At 40.5% G+C, this 15487-nt stretch carries 13 protein-coding genes; 12 read left to right on the top strand and 1 reads right to left on the bottom strand.

Features of this window, described 5'->3' with window-relative positions; translation table 11 throughout:
• Positions 1 to 107: 107 nt before the first annotated feature.
• From mecA to sufB, 7 genes are all read left to right on the top strand, one after another.
• On the top strand, positions 108 to 845 hold the full coding sequence (gene mecA / locus ACESR9_RS09430; protein ID WP_195529689.1) for an adaptor protein MecA: 738 nt from the start codon (positions 108 to 110) through the stop codon (positions 843 to 845).
• Positions 842 to 1999, top strand: coding sequence for a glycosyltransferase family 4 protein (locus tag ACESR9_RS09425; protein ID WP_049485793.1), 1158 nt, complete (start codon positions 842 to 844; stop codon positions 1997 to 1999). The genes mecA and ACESR9_RS09425 overlap by 4 nt, the downstream gene beginning before the upstream one ends.
• Positions 2000 to 2133: 134 nt before the next feature.
• Positions 2134 to 2904, top strand: a complete 771-nt coding sequence (sufC, locus tag ACESR9_RS09420) for a Fe-S cluster assembly ATPase SufC (RefSeq protein WP_373106362.1) — start codon at positions 2134 to 2136, stop codon at positions 2902 to 2904.
• Between the two features lie 66 nt (positions 2905 to 2970).
• Entirely contained in the window at positions 2971 to 4233 is a 1263-nt protein-coding gene (gene sufD, locus ACESR9_RS09415; RefSeq protein ID WP_049483540.1) for a Fe-S cluster assembly protein SufD, read from the top strand.
• Between the two features lie 9 nt (positions 4234 to 4242).
• Positions 4243 to 5469 carry a cysteine desulfurase gene (locus tag ACESR9_RS09410; RefSeq protein ID WP_155200294.1) on the top strand — a complete coding sequence of 409 codons (1227 nt, stop codon included), beginning with the start codon at positions 4243 to 4245 and terminating at the stop codon, positions 5467 to 5469.
• A complete protein-coding gene (gene sufU, locus ACESR9_RS09405; protein ID WP_155200295.1) occupies positions 5456 to 5890 on the top strand; it encodes a Fe-S cluster assembly sulfur transfer protein SufU in 435 nt (144 codons plus the stop codon). Before ACESR9_RS09410 ends, sufU begins: the two co-directional genes overlap by 14 nt.
• A 32-nt stretch (positions 5891 to 5922) precedes the next feature.
• Positions 5923 to 7335, top strand: coding sequence for a Fe-S cluster assembly protein SufB (gene sufB, locus ACESR9_RS09400; RefSeq protein ID WP_003010279.1), 1413 nt, complete (start codon positions 5923 to 5925; stop codon positions 7333 to 7335).
• Positions 7336 to 7391: 56 nt separating this feature from the next.
• Here the strand turns inward: sufB and ACESR9_RS09395 are convergent, their stop codons facing one another.
• Complete coding sequence (locus ACESR9_RS09395) at positions 7392 to 8633, bottom strand: serine hydrolase (RefSeq protein ID WP_195190107.1); 1242 nt, start codon at positions 8631 to 8633, stop codon at positions 7392 to 7394.
• Between the two features lie 205 nt (positions 8634 to 8838).
• On the opposite strand from ACESR9_RS09395, the gene ACESR9_RS09390 reads away from it, so the two are divergent.
• The 5 genes from ACESR9_RS09390 (at position 8839) to ACESR9_RS09370 (ending at position 15339) form a co-directional block, all read left to right on the top strand.
• The gene (locus ACESR9_RS09390) at positions 8839 to 10824 is read left to right on the top strand and encodes a peptide ABC transporter substrate-binding protein (RefSeq protein ID WP_021154492.1); all 1986 of its coding nucleotides are present in this window, start codon (positions 8839 to 8841) and stop codon (positions 10822 to 10824) included.
• A 73-nt stretch (positions 10825 to 10897) separates the two neighbouring features.
• Positions 10898 to 12397, top strand: a complete 1500-nt coding sequence (locus ACESR9_RS09385) for an ABC transporter permease (protein ID WP_023919303.1) — start codon at positions 10898 to 10900, stop codon at positions 12395 to 12397.
• A complete protein-coding gene (gene oppC / locus ACESR9_RS09380) occupies positions 12397 to 13323 on the top strand; it encodes an oligopeptide ABC transporter permease OppC (protein ID WP_195190108.1) in 927 nt (308 codons plus the stop codon). The genes ACESR9_RS09385 and oppC overlap by 1 nt, the downstream gene beginning before the upstream one ends.
• An 11-nt stretch (positions 13324 to 13334) precedes the next feature.
• A complete protein-coding gene (locus tag ACESR9_RS09375; RefSeq protein ID WP_373106361.1) occupies positions 13335 to 14402 on the top strand; it encodes an ABC transporter ATP-binding protein in 1068 nt (355 codons plus the stop codon).
• Positions 14403 to 14412: 10 nt separating this feature from the next.
• Positions 14413 to 15339, top strand: coding sequence for an ATP-binding cassette domain-containing protein (locus ACESR9_RS09370; protein WP_003010296.1), 927 nt, complete (start codon positions 14413 to 14415; stop codon positions 15337 to 15339).
• Positions 15340 to 15487: the final 148 nt, after the last annotated feature.

Below are 15487 nucleotides of genomic sequence, written 5' to 3'. Positions count from 1 at the left end.
TTTCGAGGTTGGAGACTTTTGTCCCGACCTCTTTTCGATGCATCCTTTTTTTGAATTCTATCCAATTTTTTAGTATAATAGTAAGACTAGAAGTATGAGGTTATGCTATGAAGATGAAGCAAATTAGTGATTCAACAATTAAGATCACGATCCAACTAGAAGACTTAGAAGAACGTGGGATGGAAATTGCTGATTTCCTTGTCCCACAAGAAAAAACAGAAGAATTTTTCTACACTATTTTGGATGAGCTCGAAATGCCTGAAAGCTTCCTGGATAGCGGGATGCTGAGTTTCCGTGTGACACCAAAACCAGATAAATTGGATGTTTTTGTTACCAAATCAAAAATTGACCAACAATTGGATTTTGAGGATTTGTCAGATCTTCCTGATATGGAAGAGTTGTCGCGCATGACGCCAGATGAATTTATCAAAACCTTGGAAAAAACAATCTCTGATAAGACAAAAGGGGATGCAGAAGTCATTCACCATTTGGAACAAGAAGAGTTGCGGGACAATCAAGAACAAGATCCGACATCTGAAGCACCAGTAAGTCAGTATATTTATTACATTTTGCGTTTTTCAAATATCCAGCAAGCAGTTGCCTTTTCAAAAACGGTAAGCTTTCCAGTGGATACCTCTGAATTATACAAAATGGGATCCGATTATTATTTAACCGTCTTGATCGATACAGAGGATCAACCAAATCAATATCCAACCTGGTTACTTGCTATCATTCGGGAGTATGCGGATGATTCAGAAGTGACACGGGCAGTTCTGCAGGAACATGGTCATTTATTAATGGTGTCTGGTGCGATTGAGAATTTGAAGAAAGTTGCTAGCTTATGATGTCCTTTTCCTTGCAATTTGTTCTGGTGCTGATTGGGACTTTTATGATTGCCTTGGTATTGACGCCCTTGGTTCGCTTATTCTCCTTTAAGATAGATGCAGTGGATTATCCGAATGCGCGTCGGATCAATACCAAGCCCATGCCAAGCGCGGGTGGACTGGCTATCGTGATTGCTTTTTCAATTGCGACTCTCGTGTTTATTCCTATGCTGACATCCACCACCGCACCAATCAAAAGTTACCTATCCTATACCTTGCCGGTCGTAGGAGCGGGATGGATTATCGCTCTTACAGGCTTGATCGATGATGTAAAAGAGTTGTCAGCCAAGAAAAAGATGATCGGTATCCTGCTGGCAGCGAGTCTGGTCTGGTTTTTGACAGATTTTCGGCTGAATGATTTCAAGATTCCGTTCGGTGGTCCCTTACTTCATTTTGAACCATGGCTATCGTATCTTTTGACAGTGATTTGGATTGTTGCCATTACCAATGCAGTCAATCTGATTGATGGATTAGATGGCTTGGTGAGTGGGGTCTCTATTATTTCCCTAGTGACAATGGGGATTGTGTCCTATTTCTTTCTACCAGTACCCAATCTCTTTCTGACCATGACGATCTTTGTCTTGGTTGCGTCCATTGCAGGTTTCTTTCCCTTTAACTACCATCCGGCCATTCTCTATTTGGGAGACACCGGTGCCTTGTTTATCGGATTTATGATTTCTGTCTTGTCCTTGCAAGGTTTGAAAAATGCGACAGCTGTTGCGGTAGTCACACCAATGATTATCCTCGGAGTACCGATTACAGATACCTTTTTAGCCATTATCCGTCGGACCCTATCTGGTCAAAAATTTTATAAACCGGATCGCAATCACTTGCACCACCGACTTCTTTCTCTGGGCTTGACACATCGGGGAACTGTACTTGTGATCTATGGGATTTCGATGATTTTCTCCTTGATTTCTCTCTTGCTCAACATCTCGAGTCGCATTGGGGGTGTCCTACTTGTGATCGGGCTCTTGTTTGGAGTAGAGTTGTTAGCAGAATTGATTGGGGTTTTAGGGCCACATCATAGTCCTTTGTTAAATGTTCTGCGCTATATAGGGAATTCTTCCTACCGGGAGGAAGTTCGTCAAAAACGAAAAGAAAAAACTAAATAAGAATAGTTCTAATCAAAAGAAAAGCCATTTAGGCTTTTTTTTGATATACTTGAAAGGTAAAAAAATACTTTGTGATGAAGGAATCGATGCTTTGAGAACCTTCTAGACTTCAAAGTAAAAAGAAAGGGAATGCAATGTCGACATTAGAAATTAAAGACCTTCACGTTGAAATTGAAGGCAAAGAAATTTTAAAAGGTGTAAACCTGACCCTAAAAACTGGTGAGATCGCAGCCATCATGGGACCAAACGGAACAGGGAAATCTACTCTGTCAGCTGCCATTATGGGAAACCCAAATTATGAAGTAACCAAAGGGGAGGTTCTGTTTGATGGTGTCAACATCTTGGAATTGGAAGTAGACGAACGGGCACGGATGGGCTTGTTCCTTGCTATGCAATACCCTTCAGAAATCCCAGGAATTACCAATGCAGAATTTTTACGTGCAGCCATGAATGCTGGTAAAGAAGAGGACGAGAAGATTTCCATTCGTGATTTCATTAACAAATTGGATGAAAAGATGGAATTACTCAACATGAAAGAAGAGATGGCAGAACGCTACCTCAATGAAGGATTCTCTGGTGGTGAGAAAAAACGGAATGAAATCCTTCAATTATTGATGTTGGAGCCAACATTTGCTCTTTTGGATGAAATTGATTCTGGTTTGGATATTGATGCTCTTAAGGTCGTATCTAAAGGGGTTAATACAATGCGGGGTGAAAGTTTTGGAGCAATGATCATCACCCACTACCAACGTTTGTTGAACTATATTACTCCTGACGTAGTTCATGTGATGATGGAAGGTCGTGTCGTGCTTTCAGGTGGACCAGAATTGGCTGCACGCTTGGAACGGGAAGGATACGCTCAACTTGCAGAAGAACTCGGTTACGACTATAAAGAAGAACTATAACCTGATGACTAGTGATCTAATGTTGTCATAAAATCAAACAGATAGTATCTTTATTAGGAGAAAAAAATGAGTATTGAAAATATTACACTCTTTTCGGAACTGCATGCTGAACCAAGTTGGCTGCAAGATTTACGAAAACAAGCTTTTGACAAGATCGATCAGTTGGAATTACCAGCCATTGAACGCGTCAAATTCCACCGTTGGAATCTTGGGGACGGGACGATCACAGAAAGCGAGGCTTCTGCCAATGTTCCAGATTTTACAGCCCTTGATTCAAATTTAAAATTAGTCCAAGTTGGAACTCAGACTGTTTTTGAACAGGTGCCACAAGCCTTGGCAGACCAAGGAGTCCTTTTTACAGATTTCCATTCTGCCCTAGAAGAAATTCCGCAGGTGGTAGAAGACTACTTTATGTCTTCGGTTAAATACGATGATGATAAACTAGCAGCATACCACACAGCTTATTTTAATAGTGGGGCTGTCCTCTATATTCCAGATAACGTCGAAATTTCAGAACCAATCGAAGGCATTTTCTACCAGGATAGTGATAGTGATGTACCTTTTAATAAACACATTTTGATTATTGCAGGCAAAAACAGCAAGTTTAGCTATTTGGAACGCCTAGAATCAAAAGGTGATGGCTCAGCAACAGCAACTGCTAATGTGACGGTTGAGGTGATTGCCCGCTCAGGTGCCCAAGTGAAATTTGCGGCGATTGACCGCCTGGGTGAAAATGTCACAGCCTACATCAGTCGACGTGGAAAACTAGGTCAGGATGCCAGCATTGATTGGGCTATCGGTGTTATGAACGAAGGCAACGTGGTTGCAGATTTTGACAGTGACTTGGTTGGAAACGGAAGTCATGCAGATTTGAAAGTCGTTGCCTTATCAAGCGGTCGTCAGGTGCAAGGAATTGACACCCGCGTGACCAACTTTGGTTGCAACTCGATCGGAAATATCTTGCAACACGGGGTTATTCTTGAAAAAGGAACCTTGACCTTCAACGGAATTGGTCATATTATCAAGGGGGCTAAAGGAGCTGATGCTCAGCAAGAAAGCCGTGTTTTGATGTTATCGGACCAAGCGCGTTCAGATGCCAACCCAATCCTCTTGATTGATGAAAATGACGTTACAGCAGGCCATGCTGCATCGATCGGTCAAGTGGACCCAGAAGATATGTATTACCTCATGAGTCGTGGTCTGGATCAACACACAGCAGAACGCTTAGTGGTGCGTGGTTTCTTGGGATCTGTTATTGTTGAAATCCCAGTTAAAGAAGTACGTGATGAAATGATTGCTACCATCGAAGAAAAGTTATCTCAACGCTAAGGAGAAACAATGCTAGATAAAAATACGATTGCTCAAGATTTTCCCATTCTCGATCAACTAGTTCACGATGAGCCTTTGGTTTATCTAGATAATGCAGCGACGACGCAAAAACCTAAACGTGTTCTTGAAGCAGTTAATCACTATTATTTGCAAGATAACGCCAATGTTCATCGTGGAGTCCATACTTTGGCTGAACGAGCGACAGCAGCCTATGAGGCAGCGCGTGAGAAAGTCAGAAAATTTATCAATGCTTCATCAACCAAGGAAGTGCTCTTTACAAGAGGGACAACGACCGGACTCAACTGGGTAGCCCGCTACGCAGAAGAAGTCCTAAAGGAAGGGGATGAGGTCCTGATTTCCATCATGGAACATCACTCCAATATCATTCCTTGGCAGCAAGCCTGCAAGAAGACGGGAGCAAAACTGGTCTATGTCTATCTAAAAGATGGCTTACTGGATATGCAGGACTTAAAGAGCAAGCTTAGTGAGAAGACAAAATTTGTCTCCATCACCCATGCTTCGAATGTCTTAGGGGTGGTCAATCCGATCAAGGAAATTGCTCGATTAGCTCATGAAGTTGGAGCGATCATGGTCGTAGATGGGGCTCAATCAACCCCTCATATGGCCATTGATGTACAAGACTTAGATGCGGATTTCTTTGCTTTTTCTGGCCACAAGATGGCTGCACCAACAGGGATTGGTGTCCTCTATGGGAAGGAAGAAATCTTAGAGAAAATGTCTCCGATCGAGTTTGGGGGCGAGATGATTGACTTTGTTTACGAACAATCTGCATCTTGGAAGGAATTGCCTTGGAAATTTGAAGCTGGAACACCTAATATGGCGGGCGCAATTGGTCTTGGTGCAGCAATCGATTACTTAGAAGAGCTGGGTATGGACCAGGTAGAAGCGCATGAGCAAGAACTGATTGCCTATGTGTTTCCAAAATTACAGGCTATCGAAGGCTTGACCATCTATGGTTCCAAAGACTTAGCCCAACGTTCTGGCGTCATTTCCTTTAATCTAGGAGATCTCCATCCGCACGACTTAGCAACAGCACTAGATTATGAAGGGATTGCTGTTCGTGCAGGTCACCACTGTGCACAACCGCTCCTTCAATACCTACAAGTCCCAGCGACAACGAGAGCAAGTTTTTATATCTACAACACCAAAGCGGACTGTGATAAATTAATTGAGGCATTGATCAAAGCAAAGGAGTTTTTCAATGGCACTTTCTAAATTAGATTCGCTGTACATGGCGGTCGTAGCTGACCATTCAAAACACCCCCATCACCAAGGGCAGATTGAAGATGTTGATCAGATCCAACTCAACAATCCAACTTGTGGAGATGTGATCCAGTTAAGTGTGAAATTTGATGAGAATGACAGGGTGGAAGATATTGCCTTTGTGAATTCAGGCTGTACGATCTCAACAGCTTCAGCTAGCATGATGACAGATGCTGTAATGGGAAAAACAATAGAGGAAGTCGAAGAATTGGCACAGGTCTTTTCAGAAATGGTCCAAGGGGAGTCAGATCCTCGCCAAGAGGAATTGGGAGACGCAGCCTTCTTATCTGGAGTCTCAAAATTCCCACAACGGATTAAATGTGCAACCCTCTCCTGGAATGCTCTCAAAAAAGCGATTGAACGTAGCAAATAGTTAAAAGAAGAAACAGAGAAAGAAAGGAAATTATGGCTGAAGAAAGAGTCGAACCGAAACCAATTGATCTCGGTGAATATAAATTTGGATTTCACGATGACGTTCAACCCATTCTCTCTACCGGGAAGGGATTGAATGAAGCGGTTATTCGTGAATTGTCTGCAGCAAAAAATGAACCCGAATGGATGCTCGAATTCCGTTTGAAATCTTTTGAAACCTTCAAAAAGATGCCCATGCAAACCTGGGGAGCCGATCTATCAGAGATTGACTTTGATGATTTGATCTATTATCAAAAACCTTCGGATAAACCTGCCCGTTCATGGGACGAAGTTCCAGAGAAAATCAAGGAAACCTTTGAGCGTATCGGGATTCCTGAAGCGGAACGTGCTTACCTAGCGGGAGCTTCTGCTCAGTATGAATCAGAAGTGGTTTACCACAATATGAAAGAAGAGTTTGAAAAGTTGGGGATTATCTTTACCGATACAGATTCTGCCCTAAAAGAATATCCAGACCTATTCAAACAGTATTTTGCGAAGTTAGTGCCACCAACGGATAACAAATTGGCTGCCCTAAACTCAGCAGTCTGGTCTGGTGGAACCTTCATTTATGTGCCAAAAGGCGTAAAAGTAGACGTTCCCCTTCAAACTTACTTCCGTATCAACAATGAAAATACAGGTCAGTTTGAGCGTACCTTGATTATCGTGGATGAGGGAGCAAGTGTTCACTATGTAGAAGGCTGTACAGCACCGACCTATTCAAGCAATAGCCTCCATGCAGCGATTGTTGAGATCTTTGCCTTGGATGGTGCTTATATGCGCTACACGACCATCCAAAACTGGTCTGACAATGTCTACAACTTGGTCACCAAGCGGGCCAAAGCTCAAAAAGATGCTACAGTTGAGTGGATCGACGGGAACTTAGGAGCGAAGACAACCATGAAGTACCCATCTGTTTATCTAGATGGAGAAGGAGCGCGTGGGACCATGTTGTCCATTGCCTTTGCGAATGCAGGTCAACACCAAGATACAGGTGCCAAGATGATCCACAATGCCCCTCACACTAGCTCGTCTATCGTATCCAAATCCATCGCGAAGGGTGGCGGAAAGGTAGACTACCGTGGACAAGTGACTTTCAACAAGAACTCTAAGAAATCAGTTTCTCACATTGAGTGTGACACTATTATCATGGATGATTTATCTGCATCAGACACGATTCCATTTAATGAAATCCACAACTCACAAGTTGCTTTGGAGCACGAGGCCAAGGTTTCAAAAATTTCAGAAGAACAACTTTATTATTTGATGAGTCGTGGTTTGTCTGAATCAGAAGCGACAGAAATGATTGTCATGGGATTTGTAGAGCCCTTTACAAAAGAACTTCCAATGGAATACGCCGTTGAGTTAAACCGACTCATTAGCTACGAAATGGAAGGATCTGTAGGATAATTCATTTTCATCAATCAAAAATCACAATGGATTTGACTCCATTGTGATTTTTTTACTTATAATTTTTCGTTGACATAACGAACAAATTCATTCCACCAAACCTTTAAGAAAAAGCTTTTCTCAATGGTTCTTCCTGCTACCATATCGACTGTTGGTTCTTGATCTTCTAAGTAGCCACGTCCGATTTTATCTGGATCAGTGTAGTGTAATTTTCCAAGATTTGTGCCTGATTTGACAGGTGCTCGGAATGATTCTTGGTCACTCTTGAATTGAATTTTTGGTTCTGCTTGACTGCCTTGCTTTTCAACGATATAGAAGTCTTTTTTTGCAACAGCTAAAACAGTCTCTGACTTCCCATCCATGATAGTTGCCTTACTTTTTCCGTAGGGATCTCCTTCTTTGACGACAATGGAAGAAACAAAGGTCCGTACCACGTAGTTCATCAGAGAAGAAGTAGCCACAAAGCGTGCATATGGATCACCGTCAACTGCCTCCACTCCTAGGACAACTGTGATCATATGGATGCCATTTTGCGTCGTCGATGCAGCAAAGGTGATGCCACCTTTGGTAGAGTTGCTGACCCGTAGGCCATCAACTCCAGAACGGTAATTCGGCATGCCTTCTAGCATCAGGTTGGGGTTTTCAATCTGCGTGTTTGAAAAAAGAGCAGTGGGTTTTGAAGTATATTTGGTCACTTCAGGAAAATCCTGAAGTAAGTGCTTGGCAATAACAGCAATATCATAAGCACTTAATTGATTTTCGTCTTCTTTCCCGTCAGGATCTCCGCTGATGGTTTGAGTATTTAATCCAGTAGCATTAATTAAATGAGGAGATTGAATGCCCCATTCAGAAAGTTTCTGCTTCATTTTTTCAACGAAGCTTTTCTCAGAGCCACCCACTTTCTCAGCTAAGGCAAAGGCAGCAGTACTAGAATTTCCAACTAAAAGGGCAGTCAATAACTGTTCAACCGTATATTGGTTCGCTTCCATAGGAAGAGTACCAGCACCTTCGATATCATTTAAGGCCATAGCTTTCTCAGACAGTTTGATAGGATCTTTTAGAGAAAGTTTTTTTTCATGAATAGCTTCGAAAATCAGATAAGTAGTCAAGAGTGTAGATAGTCCACCCACATCTCGCTTTTTCTCTGAATCCTTTTCATATAAGATTTTACCTGTATCAGCTTCAACAGCAATAGCACTTTGAGCAGGAAGATCTAGCTCATCTGCTAGAACGACTTGATAAGGTAAACTGCATAACAGCAGGATGAAGGTTAAAAAAGAAAGAAAGAATTTTTTCACAGTTGTTTCCTCGTTGCTTAGTCCTCTCTATTGTATCATACAAATGATTAATGGAAAATTGTAAAATCATCAATTAGCCTAAAAAGTCAGTCATAGCAAGGTTTTTGAATAGTGATAAATCGAATATTCAGAAAATTTAGTTTACTTTTTTTTCTACTTGTGATATAATCTTAAACAAATCTAAAAAAACTATTGGAGAATTCCTATGAAAAAAGGTAAAGTATTCGCAGTTGCCGGAGTAACACTCCTTGCAGCTGGATTGTTGGCTGCATGTTCTGGTTCAAATACTAGTAAAGCAAGCTCAGGTGAAGACAAAAACTATGGTTATGTCTACACAGATGATCCTCAAACTTTGGACTACACTGTATCTTCTAAAGCTGCTACACATGATATCACTACAAATGTCGTAGATGGTTTGATGGCAAATGACAAGTATGGAAATCTTGTGCCATCACTTGCAGAAGATTGGTCTGTTTCAAAAGATGGTTTGACTTATACCTACAAGATTCGTAAGGGTGTTAAATGGTACGATGCAGATGGTGAAGAACATGGTGAAGTGACTGCCAAAGACTTCGTAACTGGTTTGAAACACGCTGCTGATAAAAAATCTGAAACCCTTTCACTTGTTCAAGGTTCTGTCAAAGGCTTGGATGATTATGTACAAGGAAAAACTACAGACTTTAGCCAAGTTGGTGTCAAAGCTGTTGATGATTACACACTTCAATATACATTGAACAAACCTGAAACCTTCTGGAACTCTAAAACAACAAACGGAATCTTGTTCCCAATTAGCACAGAGTTCTTGAAGAGTAAGGGAGATGATTTTGGTCAACCAAACGATGTGAAATCAATCCTTGCAAACGGACCTTTCCTTCTTAAATCAATCACTTCAAAATCATCTGTTGTATTTGAAAAGAATGACAACTACTGGGATAAGAAAAACGTTCACCTTAAAGAAGTGAAACTCACTTATTATGATGGATCAGACCAAGATTCATTGGCGCGTGGTTTCTCTGATGGTGCTTATACAGCTGCTCGTCTTTTCCCGGCAAGTTCAAACTTTGCAACTGTATCTAAAAAATACAAAGACAACATCTATAATACACCGGCTGGTTCAGGGGTAGCGGTTCTTGGTTTCAACATTGACCGTCAATCATACAAACACACAGCTAAGAAATCAGATGCTGAAAAATCTTCTACTAAGAAAGCAATCTTAAACAAAGATTTCCGTCAAGCTATCACCTTTGCCTTGAATCGTGAAAACTATTCAGCGCAAGTAAATAGTAAAGCATTTGCTAAACCAGCTATCCGTAATACCTATACAGCTCCAGCTTTTGTACAAGTTAATGGGAAAGACTTTGGAGATGTGGTTGCAGATAAGTTGACTACTTATGGAGACCAATGGAAAGGTGTCAACCTTGCAGATGGTCAAGACGGTCTTTACAACAAAGACAAAGCAAAAGCACAACTTGAAAAAGCAAAAGCTGAACTTCAAAAAGATGGCGTTCAATTCCCAATTCATATTGACGTACCAGTAGCACAAAACTCTACAAACTTTGTTTCACGGATGCAATCATTGAAACAAACAGTGGAAGATACTCTTGGTAAAGACAATGTCGTTCTTGACCTTCAAATGATGGACCAAGATGAAGTGTTGAACATCACATTGAATGTTCCATCAGCTGCAGATGCAGATTGGGATCTTCAAGGATTGGTCGGATGGAACCCAGACTACGATGATCCATCAACTTACCTTGATACTCTTCAACCATCATCAGAAGACCAAACAAAAGTTTACCTTGGTTTTGCAGGTGGTGTAGATAATGCTTCAGCCAAAGCAGTTGGCTTGGATGAGTATGCGAAACTTCTTGCAGACGCTAATAGCGAATCACTTGATGTAGCTAAACGTTACGAAAAATATGCTACTGCTCAAGCTTGGTTGAGTGACAGTGCCTTGGTAATCCCAACAATGTCAAGCACAGGCGCAGCAACAGTTGTTTCTAAAGTGGTTCCATTCTCTGGCCCATCAGCTCAAACAGGTAACAAAGGATCTGCTTACTTCAAATATGTAGAAGTTCAAGATGAACCTGTTACTAAGAAACAATACGAACAAGCACGTGAAAAATGGCAAAAAGAAAAAGCTGAGTCAAACAAAAAAGCTCAACAAGATCTTGAAAAACACGTTAAATAATTAAATTATTGCTTTTCATTAGAACTTTCTCTTCTAGGGGAGAAAGTTCTTTTGGACATTAAAGGAATGAAATATGAAAAAATATGTTTTTATGCGTATTTTGCGTTCGTTAGTGTCGATCTTTCTCGTCACGACATTAACCTACATGATTATCTATACGCTAACACCGAGAAATCTCATCTTTAAAAATGACCCCAACTACAATAAAGTAGCGAAGACAAAAGATTCGAAGATCAACTACGAAAATACTGTCTACGATCGCATGGGTTATTTGGAATACATGGATTCAAAGAGCTTGCAACAAAAAGCAAGTAAAGAAGATTCTTCTGTAACAGTTGATGCGACAACTGCCAATGAAAAGATCTATAAAGAATACATTAACAAATTAGGTCATGGTTGGCAGTTGAAACGTTTCCCAGAAAGTAAGTCTTTCTATGCGGTGCGTGAAATTCCAGTTTTTGAACGTGTCGTCAGCTTCTATGCGAATTTGATTCAGTTTGATCATCCAGGTTGGGTGAAAGATGCTTCAAATCCAAACCTCAAACGCTATATCCGTATTGAAAATGATCCGTCTATTGGATGGTCTGTAGTGGGTTCTGGTACGAAACACAAATACCTCTTGTACTTTAATGGTCAATTCCCATATGTACACCAAAACTTTGTAACCTTAAACCTTGGAAATTCATATCCAACTTATTCTAATACCCCAGTTCTTCAAGTTATCACGCAAGGACAAGGAACGACTAAGAAGAGTGAAGTGAACTTCCCAACAGGTAAAAAGACATCTTCAATCGATATCTACTCACGTACCTACAAATCACCAAGTAAGGCAGACTCACAAGATATCAGTCGATTTGGTAAAGGGGACGCTTATACAGCAACTTTGAGCAACTATGAGAATCCATCCATGATTGCATCTTCTTCAATCATTGGTTTGATTGGTATTGCAATTTCTTATTTGATTGCGATCCCATTAGGATCTTACATGGCTCTGTTCAAGAACTCATGGTTTGATAGCATCTCAACAGCTGCTTTGACATTTATGATGTCTCTTCCAACCATTGCTTCGGTCTACATTGTCCGTTTAGCAGGTTCATTCTTTGGGCTTCCAGACTCATTCCCAGTTCTTGGAGCACAGGATTGGCGTTCATATGTATTGCCGTCTCTGATTCTTGGTTTGCTGAGTGCACCATTTAACGCCGTTTGGATTCGTCGTTACATGATTGATATCCATTCACAAGATTTCGTCCGTTTTGCTCGTTCAAAAGGATTGTCAGAACGTGAGATTTCAAAAAAACACATCTTCAAAAATGCGATGGTTCCATTGGTATCTGGTATCCCGACATCTATTATTGGAGTTATCTCAGGTGCGACACTTACTGAAACAGTCTTCGCTTTCCCAGGTATGGGTAAAATGTTGATTGACTCTATTAAAGCATCAAATAACACCATGGTTATCGGACTTGTCTTTATCTTCACATCGCTTGGTATCTTTGCTGCCATGTTAGGTGATATCTTGATGACGGTACTTGACCCACGGATTAAATTAACGAATACGAAAGGAGGCAAATAATGACTACAATCGATAAAAATAAATTTCAGTTTGTAAAACGCGATGACTTTGCCTCTGAAGTAATCGATGCTCCAGCATATTCATACTGGAAATCTGTATTCAGACAATTCTTTAAGAAAAGAACCACTATCATTATGCTTGCTGTTTTGATTGGGATTCTCTTGATGAGTTTTATCTACCCGATGTTTTCAAATTTTGATTACAATGATGTTAGTAAGGTCAATGACTTTACTGCTCGTTTGAATCCACCAAGTGCCAAAGCTTTCTTTGGTACAGATAACAACGGTAAATCCCTCTTTGATGGAGTTTGGTTTGGTGCTCGAAATTCTATTATCATTTCCTTTATCGCAACTGTTATTAACGTGGTGGTCGGAGTCATCGTTGGTGGAGTTTGGGGAATCTCAAAATCCATCGACCGTATCATGATGGAAGTTTATAACGTTATTTCAAACATTCCATTTATGTTGATCGTTATCGTCTTGACTTACTCAATGGGATCTGGTTTCTGGAACTTGATTCTTGCCATGTCCTTAACAGGATGGATCGGAATTGCCTACATGATTCGTGTTCAAATCATGCGTTACCGTGACTTGGAATACAACTTGGCCAGTCGAACATTAGGAACGCCAACTTTGAAAATTGTTACGAAAAATATTTTACCTCAATTGGTATCTGTAATCGTGACCCAAACATCACAAATGTTACCAAGTTTTATTTCTTACGAAGCTTTCCTTTCCTTCTTCGGACTTGGTCTTCCAATCACAGTTCCAAGTTTGGGACGGTTGATTTCTGACTATTCTCAAAACGTAACTACAAATGCCTACCTATTCTGGATTCCGCTTACTGTTTTGATTTTAGTATCCTTGTCATTCTTTATCGTCGGACAAAACTTGGCCGATGCCAGCGACCCACGTACACATAGATAGGAGGAGTAGATATGACATCAAATAACAATATTATTTTATCTGCTCAAGATATCGTAGTGGAATTTGACGTGCGCGATCGCGTATTGACAGCTATTCGTGGCGTATCGCTTGAGCTAGAAGAAGGTGAAGTTCTTGCCTTAGTTGGTGAGTCAGGTTCAGGGAAATCAGTTTTGACAAAAACGTTCACCGGAATGTTAGAAGATAACGGCCGTATTGCCCAAGGTTCGATTAAATACCGTGGTCAAGAATTGACAGATTTGAAATCGAATAAAGATTGGGAAAATATTCGTGGATCTAAGATCGCTACAATTTTCCAAGACCCAATGACAAGTTTGGACCCAATCAACACAATTGGTTCACAAATTACAGAAGTCATTATCAAACACCAAGGGAAAACAGCTAAAGAAGCCAAAGAAATGGCTTTGGACTATATGGAGAAAGTTGGAATTCCAGATGCTGAACGTCGTTTTGATGAGTATCCATTCCAATATTCAGGTGGGATGCGTCAACGGATCGTTATTGCCATCGCCTTAGCCTGCCGTCCAGATATCTTAATCTGTGACGAACCAACAACAGCCCTTGACGTAACCATTCAAGCGCAAATCATTGATTTGTTGAAATCCCTTCAAAAAGAATACCAATTTACAGTTATCTTTATCACCCACGACTTAGGTGTGGTTGCAAGTATTGCAGATAAAGTAGCCGTTATGTATGCTGGAGAAATTGTTGAGTTTGGTAAAGTAGAAGAAATTTTCTACGATCCAAAACATCCATACACATGGAGCTTGCTTTCAAGCTTGCCTCAATTGTCAACCTCAGATGGTAATCTTTACTCTATTCCAGGGACTCCGCCATCATTGTATGCTCCAATCAAAGGAGATGCCTTTGCACTTCGTTCAGACTATGCAATGCAGATTGATTTTGAAGAAGAGGCACCTGCTTTCAAAGTGACCGATACTCACTGGGCTAAGACTTGGTTGCTCCATCCAGATGCACCAACAGTTCATAAACCAGAAGTAATCGAAAACCTTCACGAAAAGATTGGCTCAAAAATGGGCTTCACTCACATTACAGAATAGGAGGAAGGAAATGACTGAAAAATTAGTTGAAATTAAAGATTTAGAAATTTCCTTCGGTGAAGGAAGTAAAAAATTCGTTGCTGTAAAGAATGCCAATTTCTTCATTAATAAGGGAGAAACTTTCTCTCTTGTTGGTGAATCAGGAAGTGGTAAGACAACAATTGGACGTGCGATCATCGGTTTGAATGATACAAGTGCTGGAGAAATTATTTATGACGGTCGCAAGATCAACGGGAAAAACTCTCATAGTGAAAAATCAGAGTTGATCCGTAAAATTCAAATGATCTTCCAAGACCCAGCAGCAAGTTTGAATGAACGTGCAACAGTTGATTATATTATCTCTGAAGGTTTGATTAACCACCATTTGTTTAACAGCGAAGAAGAACGTCAGGAAAAAGTAAAAAATATTATGCATGAAGTCGGGCTTCTTGCAGAACATTTGACACGTTACCCTCACGAATTCTCAGGTGGTCAACGTCAACGGATCGGTATTGCCCGTGCACTTGTCATGGAACCAGAATTTGTTATTGCGGATGAACCAATCTCAGCCCTTGACGTTTCAGTACGTGCGCAAGTTTTGAACCTTTTGAAAAAATTCCAAAGAGAATTAGGCTTGACCTACCTCTTTATCGCCCATGACTTGTCAGTTGTACGCTTCATTTCTGACCGTATTGCAGTTATCTATAAAGGGGTTATTGTAGAAGTAGCAGAAACTGAAGAGCTATTTAACCACCCAATCCATCCATACACTCAATCCCTACTTTCAGCAGTCCCAATTCCAGATCCAATTCTAGAACGTAAAAAAGTTCTAAAAATCTATGATCCAGAACAACATGATTACTCTGAAGATAAACCACAAATGGTTGAAATTAAACCAGGTCATTATGTATGGGCTAACAAAGCTGAAGAAAACAAATACAGACAAGAATATAAATAGAGAGGATTCCCTCTCTATTTTCTTTTTTTCAAAAAAACTTTCAAAAAAATAAAATTTTTTGGAAAAAAGTATTGACAGTAAGGGTAGGTCATGATATACTAATATAGTTGTCGCGCGAGAGCGACAAAGACCTTTGAAAACTGAACAA

The organism is Streptococcus parasanguinis (assembly GCF_964238605.1).
Taxonomy (GTDB): domain Bacteria; phylum Bacillota; class Bacilli; order Lactobacillales; family Streptococcaceae; genus Streptococcus; species Streptococcus parasanguinis_AJ.
The sequence above is the reverse complement of the archived record's forward strand: the minus strand, read 5'-3'. Positions and strand labels throughout refer to the sequence as shown.